Annotated in this window: 15 protein-coding genes; 5 read left to right on the top strand and 10 right to left on the bottom strand. The window is 69.5% G+C overall.

What is annotated here, in order from left to right:
- Positions 1-15: 15 nt before the first annotated feature.
- Both carB and H512_RS0114680 read right to left on the bottom strand, forming a co-directional pair.
- Positions 16-3504 carry a carbamoyl-phosphate synthase large subunit gene (gene carB / locus H512_RS0114685; protein WP_026784096.1) on the bottom strand — a complete coding sequence of 1163 codons (3489 nt, stop codon included), beginning with the start codon at positions 3502-3504 and terminating at the stop codon, positions 16-18.
- A gap of 168 nt (positions 3505-3672) precedes the next feature.
- A complete protein-coding gene (locus H512_RS0114680) occupies positions 3673-3903 on the bottom strand; it encodes a helix-turn-helix domain-containing protein (protein WP_036791892.1) in 231 nt (76 codons plus the stop codon).
- Between the two features lie 165 nt (positions 3904-4068).
- On the opposite strand from H512_RS0114680, the gene H512_RS0114675 reads away from it, so the two are divergent.
- Both H512_RS0114675 and ypfJ read left to right on the top strand, forming a co-directional pair.
- Positions 4069-4524, top strand: a complete 456-nt coding sequence (locus H512_RS0114675; protein WP_026784094.1) for a DUF5680 domain-containing protein — start codon at positions 4069-4071, stop codon at positions 4522-4524.
- A gap of 81 nt (positions 4525-4605) precedes the next feature.
- Positions 4606-5517, top strand: a complete 912-nt coding sequence (gene ypfJ, locus H512_RS0114670) for a KPN_02809 family neutral zinc metallopeptidase (RefSeq protein WP_026784093.1) — start codon at positions 4606-4608, stop codon at positions 5515-5517.
- Between the two features lie 6 nt (positions 5518-5523).
- Here ypfJ and carA read toward each other — a convergent pair whose 3' ends face one another.
- Positions 5524-6723: a glutamine-hydrolyzing carbamoyl-phosphate synthase small subunit gene (carA, locus tag H512_RS0114665; protein ID WP_036791889.1), complete on the bottom strand. Its 1200-nt coding sequence runs from the start codon at positions 6721-6723 to the stop codon at positions 5524-5526.
- A 102-nt stretch (positions 6724-6825) separates the two neighbouring features.
- Positions 6826-8277, bottom strand: coding sequence for an MFS transporter (locus H512_RS0114660; protein ID WP_156899501.1), 1452 nt, complete (start codon positions 8275-8277; stop codon positions 6826-6828).
- A 119-nt stretch (positions 8278-8396) separates the two neighbouring features.
- Here H512_RS0114660 and H512_RS0114655 point away from each other — a divergent pair, with 119 nt between their 5' ends.
- The gene (locus H512_RS0114655; protein WP_026784090.1) at positions 8397-8861 is read left to right on the top strand and encodes an Rrf2 family transcriptional regulator; all 465 of its coding nucleotides are present in this window, start codon (positions 8397-8399) and stop codon (positions 8859-8861) included.
- Between the two features lie 6 nt (positions 8862-8867).
- Here the strand turns inward: H512_RS0114655 and H512_RS0114650 are convergent, their stop codons facing one another.
- The 6 genes from H512_RS0114650 to H512_RS0114625 all read right to left on the bottom strand — a co-directional run bounded on the left by H512_RS0114650 (position 8868) and on the right by H512_RS0114625 (position 13003).
- Positions 8868-9629 (bottom strand): sulfite exporter TauE/SafE family protein, encoded by a 762-nt coding sequence (locus tag H512_RS0114650; protein ID WP_026784089.1) that lies wholly within the window; start codon positions 9627-9629, stop codon positions 8868-8870.
- Positions 9630-9815: 186 nt separating this feature from the next.
- Positions 9816-11147, bottom strand: coding sequence for a PQQ-dependent sugar dehydrogenase (locus H512_RS0114645; protein WP_245585420.1), 1332 nt, complete (start codon positions 11145-11147; stop codon positions 9816-9818).
- A gap of 88 nt (positions 11148-11235) precedes the next feature.
- Positions 11236-11565, bottom strand: coding sequence for a helix-turn-helix domain-containing protein (locus H512_RS0114640; RefSeq protein WP_026784087.1), 330 nt, complete (start codon positions 11563-11565; stop codon positions 11236-11238).
- Positions 11549-11917 carry a type II toxin-antitoxin system RelE/ParE family toxin gene (locus H512_RS0114635; protein WP_026784086.1) on the bottom strand — a complete coding sequence of 123 codons (369 nt, stop codon included), beginning with the start codon at positions 11915-11917 and terminating at the stop codon, positions 11549-11551. Before H512_RS0114635 ends, H512_RS0114640 begins: the two co-directional genes overlap by 17 nt.
- A gap of 142 nt (positions 11918-12059) precedes the next feature.
- Positions 12060-12608: a glutathione peroxidase gene (locus H512_RS0114630; RefSeq protein WP_026784085.1), complete on the bottom strand. Its 549-nt coding sequence runs from the start codon at positions 12606-12608 to the stop codon at positions 12060-12062.
- 14 nt (positions 12609-12622) lie between these two features.
- Positions 12623-13003: a hypothetical protein gene (locus tag H512_RS0114625; protein ID WP_026784084.1), complete on the bottom strand. Its 381-nt coding sequence runs from the start codon at positions 13001-13003 to the stop codon at positions 12623-12625.
- 112 nt (positions 13004-13115) lie between these two features.
- Here H512_RS0114625 and H512_RS25865 point away from each other — a divergent pair, with 112 nt between their 5' ends.
- Together H512_RS25865 and dnaG are read left to right on the top strand one after the other, a co-directional pair.
- Complete coding sequence (locus tag H512_RS25865; protein WP_026784083.1) at positions 13116-13928, top strand: AraC family transcriptional regulator; 813 nt, start codon at positions 13116-13118, stop codon at positions 13926-13928.
- Between the two features lie 25 nt (positions 13929-13953).
- The gene (gene dnaG / locus H512_RS24195; RefSeq protein WP_053239908.1) at positions 13954-15939 is read left to right on the top strand and encodes a DNA primase; all 1986 of its coding nucleotides are present in this window, start codon (positions 13954-13956) and stop codon (positions 15937-15939) included.
- Positions 15940-15980: the final 41 nt, after the last annotated feature.

The following is a 15980-nucleotide window of genomic DNA, read 5'->3' as shown; positions in this document are numbered from 1 at the left end:
CACGCCAATCCCGTCCTATCCGGCCGGGCCGAAGTAGGATTGCAGCGGGCGGACCTCGCGTACGCCGGAGGACCATGCCCCGATTCCGCGCGCCGCCGCGATCGACCCCGCCAAGGTGGTATAATACGGAACTTTCTGCAAGAGGGCAGCGCGGCGCAATGAACGACTATCGCCGAGCGCCTGGGCGCCCTCCGTCGTGTTGAAGACGAGCTGCACTTCGCCGTTGTTGATGGCGTCGACGCAGTGCGGCCGGCCCTCGCGCACCTTCTTGGTCAGCACCGCCGGAATGCCGTGCTCGACGAGATAGGCGTGGGTGCCGGACGTGGCGATCACCTTGAAGCCGATCTCCACGAGGCCGCGCACCGAATCGAGGATGCGCGGCTTGTCGGCGTCGCGCATGGAGACGAACAGCGTGCCGGCGGTCGGCACCTTGACGCCGGAGCCGAGCTGCGCCTTGGCGAAGGCCACCGAGAAATTGCGGTCGATGCCCATCACCTCGCCCGTCGAACGCATCTCCGGGCCGAGCACGGTGTCGACGCCGGGGAAGCGGGCGAAGGGGAACACCGCCTCCTTCACCGCCACGTGGCCGAGCTTGCGCTCCTCGAGCGCGAAGGCGGCGAGCTTCTCGCCGGCCATCACCCGCGCGGCGATCTTGGCCACCGGCCGGCCAATGGTCTTGGCCACGAAGGGCACGGTGCGCGAGGCGCGCGGGTTGACCTCGAGGATGTAGATGGCGCCGTCCTTGACCGCATACTGGACGTTCATCAGGCCGACGACGTCGAGCGCCAGGGCAAGCTGGCGGGTCTGGCGCTTCAACTCCTCGACGGTGGCGGCCGGCAGCGAATAGGTCGGCAGCGAGCAGGCCGAGTCGCCCGAGTGGATGCCGGCCTCCTCGATATGCTCCATGACGCCGGCGACGAACACCTCCTCGCCGTCGCTGAGCGCGTCGACGTCGACCTCGATGGCGTCGGAGAGATAGCGGTCGAACAGCAGCGGGCTCTTGCCGAGCACCATGTTGATCTGGCCGGTCTTGTCGTTGGGGTACTGCGCCTTGACGTCGGCCGGCACCAGGGCCGGCAGCGTGCCGGACAGGTAGGCATCGAAGCCGGCCTCGTCGCGGATGATCTCCATGGCGCGGCCGCCCAGCACGTAGGAGGGGCGCACCACCAGCGGAAACTTCAATTCGTTGGCGACGAGGCGCGCCTGCTCGATCGAATAGGCGATGCCGTTCTTGGGCTGCTTCAGGGCCAGCTTGTCGAGGAGGCGCTTGAAGCGGTCGCGGTCCTCGGCGAGATCGATGGCGTCGGGCGAGGTGCCGAGGATGGGGATGCCGGCCCGCTCCAGCGTGTCGGCGAGCTTCAGCGGCGTCTGGCCGCCGAACTGCACGATGACGCCGTGCAGCGTGCCGTTCTCACGCTCGACGCGCAGGATTTCGAGCACGTCCTCGCCGGTCAGCGGCTCGAAGTAGAGGCGATCGGAGGTGTCGTAGTCGGTCGATACGGTCTCCGGATTGCAGTTGACCATGATGGTCTCGAAGCCGGCGTCGGAGAGCGCGAAGCAGGCGTGGCAGCAGCAATAGTCGAACTCGATGCCCTGGCCGATGCGGTTGGGGCCGCCGCCGAGGATGACCACCTTCTTGCGGTCGGACGGCTGCGCTTCGTCGGCCGGGCGGCCGGCGAACGGCGTCTCGTAGGTCGAGTACATATAGGCGGTCGGCGAGGCGAACTCGGCGGCGCAGGTGTCGATGCGCTTGTAGACCGGGTGGACGCCCAGCTTGTCGCGCAGCGCCGTCACCTCCTCGACCGGCCGGTGGGCCAGCTCGGCGAGGCGGGCGTCGGAGAAGCCCATGGCTTTCAGGCGGGTCAGCCAGGGCGCCGTTTCGGGCAGGCCGCTGGCGCGGATCTTCGCTTCGGTGTCGACGATGCCGCGGATCTCGCGCAGGAACCACGGGTCGATGTGGGAGATCTCGTAGATCTCGTCGAGCGAGACGCCGCGGCGCATCGCTTCGGCGACGTGGCGCAGCCGGTCGGGGGTCGGCGTGCCCAGGGCGGCGCGGATGGCGCCGCGCTCGTCGTCGCCGACGATCTCGATCTCGTTCAAACCGGTGAGGCCGGTCTCCAGGCCGCGCAGCGCCTTCTGCAGCGATTCCTGGAAGGTGCGGCCGATGGCCATCACCTCGCCGACCGACTTCATGGCGGTGGTCAGATTGGGCTCGGCGCCGGGGAATTTTTCAAACGCGAAACGCGGCACCTTGGTGACGACATAGTCGATGGTCGGCTCGAAGGCGGCCGGCGTGGCGCCGCCGGTGATGTCGTTGGCCAGTTCGTCCAGCGTATAGCCGACGGCGAGGCGGGCAGCCACCTTGGCGATCGGGAAGCCGGTGGCCTTGGAGGCCAGCGCCGAGGAGCGCGACACGCGCGGGTTCATCTCGATGACGATCATCCGGCCGTCGGCCGGGTTGATGGCGAACTGCACGTTAGAGCCGCCGGTCTCGACGCCGATCTCGCGCAGCACCGCGCAGGCGGCGTTGCGCATGATCTGGTATTCCTTGTCGGTCAGCGTCAGCGCCGGCGCCACGGTGATCGAATCGCCGGTGTGGACGCCCATCGGGTCGACGTTCTCGATGGAGCAGACGATGATGCAGTTGTCGTCCTTGTCACGGACGACCTCCATCTCGAACTCCTTCCAGCCGAGCACCGATTCCTCGACCAGCACCTCGTTGGTGGGGGAGGCCTCGACGCCGGACATCACGAGGTCGTACAGCTCCTCGATGGTGTAGGCGATGCCGCCGCCGGTGCCGCCCATGGTGAACGACGGCCGGATGATGGCCGGCAGGCCGGTGACCTTGTAAGCCTTGAGCGCGTTGAGGCGGGCGGTGAGGTTGTACTCCTCGCGGCGGGCCTTCTCGTCGGTGGCCCATTCGCCCTCGAAGGCGGCCAGCGCCTTGGCGCGGCCATCATCCTCGGGGTGGGCGGCGATGACGGCGGCGCGGCGCGCCTCGTAGTCGGCGCGGAACTGCTGCTTCAGGGCCGAGGTGTTGACGAAGGCGGCCTTCGGCGTGTCGAGGCCGATGCGGTTCATCGCCTCGCGGAACAGCTGGCGGTCCTCGGCCTTGTCGATCGCCTCGGCGGTGGCGCCGATCATCTCGACGCCGTGCTTGTCGAGTACGCCCATCTTCTTCAGCGACAGCGCCGTGTTGAGCGCCGTCTGGCCGCCCATGGTCGGCAACAGGGCGAGGCGGTCGCCCGGCCGCTCGGCCCGCTCGCGCTCGATGATGCGCGCCACCATTTCCGGGGTGATCGGCTCGATGTAGGTGGCGTCCGCCATCTCCGGATCGGTCATGATGGTGGCCGGGTTGGAGTTGACGAGGACGATGCGGTAGCCCTCTGCCTTCAGGGCCTTGCAGGCCTGGGTGCCCGAGTAGTCGAACTCGCAGGCCTGACCGATGACGATCGGGCCGGCGCCGATGATGAGGATGGTGTCGATATCGGTGCGTCTGGGCATCTTCACTCGCGTGTAAACGCGGCCGGCGCTGGAGGGGGCACCGACCGGGGCGGGTCGCAGGAAGGGTGATCGGCGTTGACCGTTGCCGGGCTTATAGAGGAAAAGCGGCCGGCCGCAAACCCCGCTCAACCTTGAATCGGCGGCTTTGTTGGGCAGATTGGCAGGCGTTCAGACGGCGATCTGCTCGCCGCCGGGATCGCTGCCGTCGAAATCGCGGACGCCCTGGCTGAGCGCCCAGCAGGCGAGGCGAACGTGCTTGGGAATGGCCACGTGCCGGCCGCCGCGCTCGCCCCGTTCGTAATACTGGATCATCCGCCGCTTGAGGCCGAGTTGCCGCGCCGCCTCGTCCTGCGTCAGGCCCTGGCGCCGCCGCCAGGCGCGAAACGTCTCTGCGTCCATGCCGCTCCACATCCCTCGCGATCGCCCTCACGACCGGTGCGGAAAAGTGCCTCACGACGGGCGATTTGTCCACCAAGCCGAAAGCCGCGTCACCGGCGTCAGTCTGCTGCCACGAGATGGCAGCGATCCGCATTAGGTTCGGCCGGAAGACAGCGGAGACCGGCCATGGACGCCCTCGAAGACTTCATCATCCGCGCCAAGGCGGCGACCTATGCCGGCGGCGGCGGGCCGGCGCCGTCCTGCCGGCCGGCTTCGCACGATCTCTCCTTCTCCGACGGCGCCTACCGCTATCTCGACAGCTATTTCGGCGGCACCGACTTCTCCGGCCAGGAGGTGGTGTGGCGGGACGGCGTGCCGGTGTGGGCGATGGGCTATCACGGCCGGGTGCTGCGCGACGACCTGATCACCGGCACCCAGGCCGGCGCCACAGTGAAGGCGGCGCTCACGGCGCTCTACGGCCAGGGCCGCTTCCTCGGCGGCTTCCGCTTCCGCCACGGCGGCCATGACTACATCGACATCGCCGACGGCGACTACCGCGCCTTCTTCGGCTTCGAGGAGATCCGGGTGGGCGAGGCGCGCGCCTACGGCTTGCGCTATGCCGGCGGCCTGATCCGGCCGTGAGGCCGGCGCCCGTGCCTGTTTCGGCGCTGGAACTCGCCGCCCGATATGCTGTTATACTCCGAAGAAACCCGGAGGGCGGTCATGCAGTGGAAGGGGCGTCGCCAGAGCGACAACATTGAGGACATGCGGGGCGGCGGCGGCTTTTCCGGCGGCGGCCTGCGCTTTCCGGGCGGCGGTTTCCCCGGCGGAGGTGGGCGCGGCGGCGGTCTCTCCATCGGTACGCTGATCGTCGTCGGCCTGGTGCTATGGTTCCTCGGCATCAACCCGCTGGTGCTGCTCGACGGCAGCCTCGGCGGCGGCTCGTCGCTCGGCAGCGGATCGGCGGCGATCGAGCGGCCGCGCGCCGGCGACCGCGACGAGATGCGCGACTTCGTCGCCACCGTGCTCGGCGACACCGAGGACACCTGGACGGCGATCTTCAAGGCGGAGGGCAAGCGCTATCCGGCGACGCCGCTGGTGCTGTTCTCCGGCCAGATCCAGTCGGCCTGCGGCTTCGCCAGCGCGGCGAGCGGGCCGTTCTACTGCCCCGGCGACGGCAAGGTCTACATCGACCTCGCCTTCTACGACGAACTGCAACGGAAGTTCGACGCGCCCGGCGATTTTGCCCAGGCCTATGTGATCGCCCACGAGGTCGGCCACCATGTGCAGGACCTTCTCGGCGTGCTGCCGGCCTTCAACGAGAAGCGCCAGTCGCTGGGGCAGGCGCAAGCCAACGCGCTGTCCGTGCGGGTCGAGCTTCAGGCCGACTGCTACGCCGGCGTCTGGGGCCATTATGCCGAGAAGAAGGGCATTCTGGAGGGCGGCGATCTTGAGGAGGCGCTGAACGCCGCCACCCAGATCGGTGACGACGCCATCCAGAAGCGGACGCAGGGCTATGTGGTGCCGGAGAGCTTCAACCACGGCACCTCGGCCGAACGCCGGCGCTGGTTCAAGACCGGCTTCGACACCGGCGACGCCGCGTCCTGCGACACGTTTTCCAGCGCGCGGCTTTGAGCGGGCTCACGCCCGCTCGGGCACCGTCGGCTCGCCCTTGGTCGCGCGGATCAGGTTGACGAAGCGCTTGAAGAGATAGTGGCTGTCCTGGGGCCCAGGCGAGGCTTCCGGGTGGTACTGCACCGAGAAGGCCGGCTTGCCCTTGACGCGCAGGCCGCAGTTGGAGCCGTCGAACAGCGACACGTGCGTCTGCTCGACGCTGTCGGGCAGGCTGTCCGGATCGACGGCGAAGCCGTGGTTCATCGAGGTGATCTCCACCTTGCCGGTGGTGAAGTCCTTGACCGGGTGATTGGCGCCGTGGTGGCCCTGGTGCATCTTCTTCGTCTTGCCGCCGAGGGCGAGGCCCATCATCTGGTGGCCGAGGCAGATGCCGAAGGTGGGCAGTCCGGCGTCGATCACCGCCTTGATGGTCGGCACGGCGTAGTCGCCGGTGGCGGCCGGGTCGCCGGGACCGTTCGACAGGAACACGCCGTCGGGGTTGTGGGCGAACACCTCGTCGGCGGTGGCGGTGGCCGGCAGCACCACCACCTCGCAGCCCTCGTCGACCAGGAGGCGCAGGATGTTGCGCTTGATGCCGAAGTCGAGGGCGACGACCTTGTACTTCTTGTCCTGCTGGCGGCCGTAGCCCTTGTTCCAGGCCCAGCTTCCCTCCGTCCAGTCGTAGCTCTGGGGATTGGTGACCTCGATGGCGAGGTCGAGCCCTTCGAGGCCGGTCCAGCCGGCCGCCTTGGCCTTCAGCGCGGCGAGGTCGAACTTGCCGTCGGGCGCGTGGGCGATGACGGCGTTGGGCATGCCCTTGTCGCGGATCAGCGCGGTCAGCGCCCGCGTGTCGACGCCGGTGATGCCGACGATGCCGCGCGCCGTCAGCCAGGCGTCGAAGCCCTTCAGCGAGCGGTAGTTGGAGGGATCGGTGACCTCGTCCCTCAGCACCACGCCGCGCACGCCGCTTTCGGCCGCCATGTTGACGGTCTCGATGTCCTCGTCGTTGACGCCGACATTGCCGATGTGCGGGAAGGTGAAGGTGACGATCTGGCCGGCGTAGGAGGGGTCGGTGAGGATCTCCTCGTAGCCGGTCATCGCCGTGTTGAAGCAGACCTCGGCCACCGCTTCGCCGCGTGCGCCGATGCCGAAGCCCTCGATGACGGTGCCGTCGGCGAGCACCAGGACGGCGGTGGGCACGGGTTCCTGCCAGGCATTGGCGGTCATGGCGGCGGTCCTTTCGGGCAAGGGGCGGGAGGCGCGCAAAGCCGGCCGGCGCGGCGGGCCGCCCGGCGTGTCAGGGCTACATAGGCGAGGCGAGGGGCGGCGTCAATGACGGGCGGCCGGCGGCCTTGCGGCGAGGCGGCGGATCGACAGGGCGGCGATCAGCAGGGCGAAGACGGCCACCGGATAGAGGCAGGCCGCCCGGCCGGCCGCCGTCAGCGCGTGGGCGGCGGTGGCGCCCTCGTCGATGGCGGCGAGACGGGCGCCCTGGAAGACGAGGTCGACGACGGCGAAGCCCAGGGCGGTGCCGACCTGCTGGAACGCCTGCTGGACGCCGGCCGCCGCGCCGTGGTCGGCCGGCGGCGATGCCGCCATCACCGCCCGGAACAGCGCGTTGACCAGCGCGCCCATGCCGAGGCCGGCAAGGCCGAGCGCCGCAGCGAAGAATAGCGGCGTCGGCGCGGCGGCGCCGAGCAGCGCGCGCGTCGCCAGCATGCCGAGCGCGAACAGCAGGGCGCCGGCGCCGAGCTGGCCGCCGATCGGCCGGCCGCCGAGACGGGCGGCGACCAGCGAGGCGGCAAGAACACCGGCCGGAAAGGCGGCGAGGATCGCGCCGGTCCGGTCCGGCGCGAAGCCGACGCCGGCCTGGAGCACTGTCGACAGCATGGCGAAGGCGCCGGGACCGGTGGTGAAGACGACGGCGGTCAGCGCGACGGCGCCGACCACTGCCGGCTGCCTCAGGAGCGACGCCGGCAGGATCTGCGGCCTTCCGGCGCCGGCGGCGCGGCCGAGATGGCGGCGCAGCAGGAGGGCGACCGGCAGGGCGGCCGCCATGGGAACGGCGATCCAGGCCGGCCAGCCGGCGAGGCGGCCGGCGGCGAGCGGAACCACCAGCAGCAGGATGGCCAGCGAGAACAGCAGGGTGCCCCGGCCGTCGAAGCCGGCGCCGGGCCGGGCGGTGTTGCCGGCGGAGGCCGGCAGGGTGAGGAGCGCCCCGCAGAGGATCGGCAGGCCGGCCATGCCCTGGTAGAGGAAGATCAGCCGCCAGCCGAGCCCGCCGGGATCGAGCGTCAGCACCGCGCCGCCCAGCAGCGGGCTGAGGATCGATCCGGAGGCGGTGGCGGCAATGAACAGGCCGATGCCGCTGGTCCGTCCGCCCGAAGGCCCGAGGTTTGATGCCAGCGCCATGGTCTGCGGCAACAGGGCGGCGGCGGCGAGGCCGGCCAGCAGGCGACTGGCCAGCAGGACGGCGATCGACGGCGCCAGCGCCGTCGTCAGGCCGGCGACGATCCAGACGGCCGCGCCGGTCGTGAGCACCCGGCGGCGGCCGGCGAGATCGCCGAGCCGTCCGAGCGGCAGCAGGCCGAGGGCGAAGGCCAGCGAGAAGGCGAGCGGGACCAGCGCCGGCGTCGCCATCGACGGCGCGAGGTCGCGGCCGATGGCCGGCAGCGCGATGATCTGGAGGGAGATGTCCATGATCACCGTGGCGGCGGCGAACAGCACGACGGCGAGCGCCAGTCGCGGCCGGCCGGGGCGGGACAACGGGGCGGTGGACACGATCGGACTCCGGCGGCAGAGAATTTGAAACTTGATAAGTTACGAAAAGAGTGCCGTCAATGGCTCATGTAACTTATGACGTTTCATGATAGGGTCGGCCGGTTCGACGGGAGACGATGATGAGGCACGATGGCCGTCTGTCGCGCATGCTGCACGTGCTGCTCCACATGGAGGAGCAGCAGCGTCCGATGACCTCCGAGGAGATCGCCGGCATGCTCGGCACCAATCCGGCGCTCGTCAGGCGCACGCTGGCCGGGCTGCGCGAGGGCGGCTATGTCGTCTCGGAGCGCGGGCACGGCGGCGGCTGGATGCTCGGCCGGCCGCTGTCCGAAATCACCCTGCGCGACGTCTACGACGCGGTGGGGGCGCCGGAGGTATTCGCGCTCGGCCTTGCCGACGACCAGCCGCAATGCCTCGTCGAGCAGGCCGTCAACCATGCGCTGCGTCGGACGCTGGACGAGGCGCGCCGGCTGTTGTTGCAGCGCTTCGCCGACATCCGGCTGTCCGATCTCAGGGACGATTTCGCCGCCCGCGCCGCCGCGCTGGGCGTCCGGCAGCCGGGTCCGACCTGCGCCGACGACTGAGCCGGATCAGCGCAGCACGCCGTCGAGGAGCGGCAGGCCGACCACCACGGCGAGGGCGATCAGGCCGAGGCAGATGCGGCGGAAGGTCTTCTCGGAGGCGACGCCGAACAGTTTCGAGCCGCCCCACAGGCCGAGGCCGTAGGCCGGCGCGGTCATCAGGCAGAGCGGCACCAGCGCGGAGACGAAGAGGCCGCCGAGGAAATAGTTGAGGATGGTCAGCGCCGTCGACACCTCGAAATAGAGGACGATGTTGGCGCGGACGATGTTGGCCGGAATGGCGCCGCCGAGCCAGTAGGCGATCACCGGCGGCCCGCCGACCTGGCTGGCGCCCGAGAACAGGCCGGACAGCGCACCGACGCCGACGGTGAGCGGCGGCCTGGGCTTGCCGCGATAGCGCCAGCCGAGCAGCAGCAGCGCGAGCAGCGCCGCGCAGATGGCGATGATCGCCCAGCGGATGGTCAAGGGATCGAGATGGGTGAGGAGGTAGACGCCCGAGGGCACGCCGACCAGGGCGCCGAGCGACATCACCGCCACCTCGCGCCGGTCGGCGCGGCGGAAGGCGTCGGGCACCAGGCCGAGCGTGGTGACCGCGTCGATCAGCATGATCACCGGCGCGGCGAGGCGCGGGCCGATCAGCGCGCTCGCCACCGGCATGAAGATCAGCGCCGCGCCGAAGCCGGAGAAGCCGCGGGCGAGGCCGGCGACAAGGGCCGTGACGATGAGCAGCGCCACGGCGGCGGGCGTGAGATCGGCGGGAAGCGGCGGCATGGGCGGCGACTCGGGGCAAGAGCGGCGCCGGGCCGGCGCCCGCCCTTCCTAGCGCGGCGAAGGGCGGCGCGTAAACAGCTCATGCGGAGGAGATGGGGGAATTTCGTGCTGGCGTATTCCTGCCGCAACCGCTAGCCAATTCGTCTCTCAGGGCGAAATTGTGCTATGAAATTCCGGTCTCGGCGTTCATCTGCCCGTGACGCGCCAGATGGTGTTGCCGGCGTCGTCGGCGACCAGCAGTCCGCCGCGCCCGTCGGGCGCGACGCCGACCGGGCGTCCCCTGGCCTTGCCCATGGCATCGACGAATCCGGTGAGGACGTCGCGGGGGGCGCCCGTCGGCTTGCCATCGACGAAGGGCACGAAAACCACGCGGTAGCCGCTGAGCGGCTTGCGGTTCCATGAGCCGTGCTGGCCGACGAAGGCGCCGGCCCGATAGGGCGGCGGCAGGCCGCTCTGCGTGGTGATTGCCAGCCCCAGCGAGGCGGTGTGGGCGCCCAGCGCATAGTCGGGGACGATCGCCCGGGCCACCAGATCGGGCCGCGGCGGCTCGACGCGCCGGTCGACGTGGCCGCCGAAATAGCTGTAGGGCCAGCCGTAGAAGCCGCCGTCGCGCACCGAGGTCATGTAGTCGGGCACCAGGTCGCTGCCGAGTTCGTCGCGCTCGTTGACCGCCGTCCACAGCGTGTTGCCCGAGAAGGCGAGGCCGTTGGGATTCCTGAGGCCGGTGGCATAGGGGCGGTGGGCGCCGGTCAGGGCATCCACCTGCCAGATCTGCGCCCGGCCCTCCTCGGCGGCGAGGCCGTTTTCGCCGACGTTGCTGTTGGAGCCGATGCTGGCGTAGAGGAAGCGGCCGTCCGGGCTGGCGACGAGGTTCTTGGTCCAGTGATGGTTGATCGTGCCGCCGGGCAGGGCGGTGAGCCGCGTGCCCGGATCGGCGATGGCCGTCTCTCCCCGCCTGTAGGGGTAGCGCATGATGGCGTCGGTGTTGGCGACGTAGAGCCGGTCGCCGATCAGGGCCATGCCATAGGGCGAGTTCAACCCGGTCAGGAAGGCGCTTCGCACATCGGCGACGCCGTCGCCGTCGGTGTCGCGCAACAGGGTGATGCGGTTGGCGCTCGGCCCGCCGGCGCCGGCGCGGGCCATCACCCGGCGCATGACGAAGCCGACGAGGCCGGGACTGTCGTCGGGCTTTGGCGGCGCCGCGCTCTCGGCCACCAGCACGTCGCCGTTGGGCAGCACGTAGACGTTTCGCGGGTGATCGAGCCCGGCGGCGAAGGCGGTGACCGTCAGGCCCGGCGCCGGCATCGGCGTCTCGCCGCGCGCCCAGCCGACCGCCGGCGCGATGTTGACGGTGGGAATGATGCGGCTGACGGGCGTGACGATCTGCGGCGCCGGTCCGACATCGGCGTCGGGCGGCAGGAGCGACTGCTCGCCACAGCCGGCAAGTCCGAGCGCAACGATCGGCAGGATGGACATCAGCGGCGCGGCGACGCGCGCTCGAAGACCGAAACCACGCATGCGCCTGCCTCCAGTTCCATACGGGAAACTACGCTGGGCGCGTTGGCATGAGCTGTCAAGCGTGAGGAGTTGGGGACGGTCGGCCCCGCTAGAGAATGGCGTCGATGCCCTTGGTCTTGGCGAGGGCGAGCAGCTTCAGCGATGGGCCGCTCGGCTTCTTCTCGCCGCGTTCCCACTTGCTGACCAGCGATGTCGTGACGTTGAGCGCCAGGGCGAAGGTCGCCTGGCTAAAGCCGGCCTCCTCGCGGATCGCCTTGATGCCGGCGGCGTCCAGTTCCTCGACCGGCGTCAGGCAGCCGACGTCGAAATGGCGCATGGTCGCCTTGTCGATGACGCCATGGCGATGCAGGCCGGACATGGTCTCATGCAAGACCTCCAGCGCGTTGCTGCGATATTTGGTCTTACGGGTGCCCTCCATGGGTGATCTCGATCCAGTTTGCCTTCAGGAGTTGTTCGATAGGCAAGTCCGACAGGACCTTGGCCGCATCGCGGTAGAGGTCCAGTTCATGGGCGCCGAGGTTGGCCTTCTCGTTCTTCGGGAAAGCATAAATGAACAGTGCCCGGTCGCCGATAACATGCACGGCGACGCTGCGGTAGCTGCCCGACTTGCCGCCGCCCGTTCGGGCGATGCGCTGCTTAATCAGGTGCTTGCCGAGGCGCGCATCGATCCTGCCGCTTTCGATTTCTTCGGCCGCTTTGAGAAGAGCGGCATCATCAAGACTGAACCTGCCCGCCCGCTTGGCGAACTCGGGAGATTTGAGGACTCGCATTAGTGACGATTCCAATTGGGCAACGAGATCGTATCATTTCGCTCTCCGTTGGTGTGGCGCCCAATCGGGTCATGCTCACTTTCGTAAGCAAGCCGAATTTATAGCACTCGGTGCTATAAATCAAGCATCCCGCCAAGCCGCCTCACAGCGCCTTTTCGATCGCCTCGACGATGATGTCGGCCTCGGGCGGGGTGTCGGGCGAGAAGCGGTCGATGACCTTGCCGTCGCGGCCGATCAGGAACTTCTCGAAGTTCCAGAGCACGTCCGGCGGCTCGGTCGGGGTGATGCCGTAGCCGTGCAGCGCGGCGCGAAAGTCGGCGCCGGGCAGGGCGCGGGCTTCGGGCCTTGCGGCCGTCAGCGCGGCGTAGAGCGGGTGCTTGCCCTCGCCGGTCACCGCGATCTTGGAGAACATCGGGAAGTCGACGCCGAAGGTGGCCGAGCAGAAGGTGGCGATCTCGGCGTCGCTGCCCGGCTCCTGGCCGGCGAAGTCGTTGGCCGGGAAGCCGAGCACTTCGAGGCCGCGGTCCTTGTAGCGACTATAGAGCGCGACGAGGCCGTCGTATTGCGGCGTCAGGCCGCATTTGGAGGCGGTGTTGACGACGAGCAGCACCTTGCCGCGCCAGGCGGCGAGCGTGGCGGGGGCGCCGTCGAGCGTCGTCAGCGGCAGGTCGAACAGGGATTGGTCGGTCATGTGCGGTTCTTTCCTCAGAAGGGCTTGACCGTCATCAGGCCGTAGATGACGACCAGTGTGACGATCTGGACGATGACGGCGGCGGCGAGCGTTCCGGCGGCGCCGACGGCGAGCGCCTTGCGGCCGCGCACGCCGGCGACGCCGTGCAGCGCCACGGCGACGAGGCCGAGCCAGGGGAAGACGAAGGTCAGAAAGGCGCCGTACCACAGGATGACGAGGCCGGTGACGCCGGACAGGCCGGTGGTCGCCATGGCGGAGATGTAGAACGGCCGCCACAGGCGGGACGGCGGCCGGCGCTGCAACGTCGGGATCAGGGCGAAGGCGGCCCACAGGACCGTGGTAAGGCAGCCGAGCATGGCAAAGCCGCGGTGAGCTTCATAAAGGGCGGTGTACATCGGCGCTCCCTGGGCGATATGTGGATTCGCTATCCGTGAAGAAGGATGTTATCCTACTCACGATGCTGGCGTCTTCGCAAAACGCCGCGCAAATATGTACGATCGGCCAAGAATGTGGTGTCTCGACGCGCAGCTTTCGGAATCCTCGCCCTGGCACGGCCACGATGTCTACGAGTTCGTCGCCGTGCTGATGGCCGGCGGCGCGCTGTCGACCCGGGACGGCAACTGGCCGCTCCGGACCGGCGACACGCTGCTGGTGCCGCCCGGCCGGGAGCATCGCTTTTCGGTGGTCGCCGGCGAGACGATCCGCGTCCGGCTGGTCTGCTTCACGCTGTCCGACGCCAACGCCTTCCTGTCGCCGCAGCTCATCGGACGGCTGCCGGCGACCGGCGGCCGCCTGACGCAGGCGGGGCACGCCGATCCGGCGGCGCTGCTCACCCTGGCGGCAAGCCTGCGGGAAGGACTGGATGACGTTGCCGCGCTCGGCGACTGGGCGACGCTCGGCCTGCTGCTGGCGCGGCATGTCGAGCGGTCGGCGCTCGTTCCGGCCGGCGCCTATGACGGGCGGCTGGCGGCGCTCGTCGCCTGGCTCGACGAGCATCTCGACGAGGCGGTGACGCTGGAGGCGGCGGCGAGCCGATTCGGCATGTCGCGCAGCCTGTTGTCGCGGGAGTTCCGCCGCCACACCGGCCTCAGCTTCGTCGGCCACTGCAACCGGCGGCGGCTCGAACGGGCGGCCGGGCTGATGGCGTCGGGCGACGCCTCGGTGGCCGAGGCGGCCTTTGCGGCCGGCTTTGCCAACCTCAGCCACTTCCACCGGCAGTTCAAGTCGGTCTACGGCCTGACGCCGGCCGCCTTCCGCCGCAAGATCCGCGACGACGGCGGGCTCGGCGCGCCAGCGCCGGCGATCGTCGCTTTGCGATGATCCTCGCTCCGACTATAAGTCGACCATGCGCTTCGAGCCCTCCCTCCTCGACCAGATCCGCGCCCGCCTGCCGATCAGCCAGGTGGTGGGGCGGCGCGTCACCTTCGACAAGCGCAAGAGCCAGCCGGCGCGCGGCGACTTCTGGGCCTGCTGCCCGTTCCACAAGGAGAAGACGTCGTCCTTCCACTGCGACGACCGGCGCGGCATCTACCACTGCTTCGGCTGCGGGGCGACCGGCGACCACTTCAAGTTCCTGACCGAGACCGAGGGGCTGACCTTCCCGGAGGCCGTCGAGCGGCTGGCCGAGGAGGCCGGCGTGCCGCTCCCGAAACCCGACCCGCGCGACCGCGAGCGCGAGGCGGTGCGCGTCGACCTCGCCGGCGCCTGCGAGATCGCCGCCAAGTTCTTCGAGCAGAAGCTGCGCTCGCCCGAGGGCAAGCCGGCCCGCGACTACATGCTGCGGCGCGGCATCCTGGAGAAGACGTCGATCGAATTCCGCTTCGGCTACGCGCCCGACGAGCGCGACGCCCTGAAGCGCCACCTGATCCAGAACGGCGTCAAGGAGGAGACCGGCGTCGCCGCCGGCCTGTTGATCAAGCCCGAGGACAACAGATCCTCCTACGACCGATTCCGCGGCCGGCTGATGATCCCCATCCACGACGAGCGCGGCCGCGTCGTCGCCTTCGGCGGCCGCACGCTCGATCCGGAGGGGCAGCCCAAGTATCTCAATTCGCCGGAGACGCCGCTGTTCCACAAGGGGACGATGCTGTTCAACGTCCACCGGGCGCGCGAGGCGGCGCACAAGTCGGGGACGATCATCGTCACCGAAGGCTACATGGACGCCATCTCGGTCTACCAGGCCGGCATCCGCAACGTCACCGCCGCCCTCGGCACCGCCTTCACCGAGGACCATATCGCCCGCCTGTGGCGCTTCGCCGCCGAGCCGGTGATCTGCTTCGACGGCGACAAGGCCGGCGTGTCCGCCGCCCACCGGGCGATCGACCGCATCCTGCCGCAGCTCAGGAGCGGCTATTCCTTCAACTTCTGCTTCCTGCCGGGCGGCCAGGATCCCGACGACATCATCCGGACCGGCGGCGCCGACGCCTTCCTCGCCGAGGTGGCCAAGGCGCGGCCGCTGTCCGAGGTGCTGTGGGACCGCGAGGCTTCGGATGCCCGCGTCGATACGCCCGAGCGCAAGGCGGCGCTCGAAGCACGCATCGACGAGCTGGTCCGCCAGATCAAGGATGAGCGGGTGGCGCGGCGCTATCGCCTGGCGCTCCGCGTCAACCTGTCGGAGCTGTTCTGGAGCCGCGACCGGCGCGGCCGGGGCGGCGAGGGCCGGGGAGACCACAGGGGCGACTTCCGGAGCGGCGAGCGCCGTGACGGGCAGGGCCTTGCCGTCGCCGCCGAACTCAGGCCGCCGAGCGAGCCGGATCTCGCCAACATCGAACGGGTGCTGCTCGGCCTCGCCGTCGAATATCCCGACCTCTACGAGGCCAACATGGAGCGGCTGGCCCGGCTCGACTTCCACGTGGCGGCGCTCGAGGACTTCAAGCGGGCGCTCTACCGCATCGCCGTCGACTTCGACGCCGATCAGGTGTCCGGCTTCTACGAGCGGCTCGACGCCCGCTTCTACTTCGTGCTCAACGAGGTGCACGGCGACGAGGTGAAGCGCGACGACGGCGTCAGCATCGGCCGCGGCCACAAGCTGCGCGAACGGCTGCCGATCCTGCGCTTCCACCCGCCGGAGAGCTTCGTCGAGACCTGCCTCGATCTGCTGGTCGAGCGGCTGTCGCTGAGGGCGCTGGCCGCCGACATCGAGCGCGACATGAAGACGGTGACGGCGGAGACCGACGAGAGCGTCGCTGCCTACATCTACGAGCTGACGCGCGACCTCAACCGCCGCCGCGAGGAACTGTCTCGCCGCGAGCAGGAACTGGCCGAGGAAGCCAAGGCCATCCGCGATGCCACCACCGGCGGCCCGTCGTCGCAGCCGGCGCTCTGGAAATAGCCGGCAATTCCGCGCTTGCCGCGTTGCCGGCCGGCCCGGCC

It is taken from the genome of Pleomorphomonas koreensis DSM 23070, assembly GCF_000425185.1.
GTDB classification, from domain to species: Bacteria; Pseudomonadota; Alphaproteobacteria; order Rhizobiales; family Pleomorphomonadaceae; genus Pleomorphomonas; species Pleomorphomonas koreensis.
Note: the sequence above shows the minus strand (reverse complement) of the source record. Positions and strands in the feature narration are given on the sequence as shown.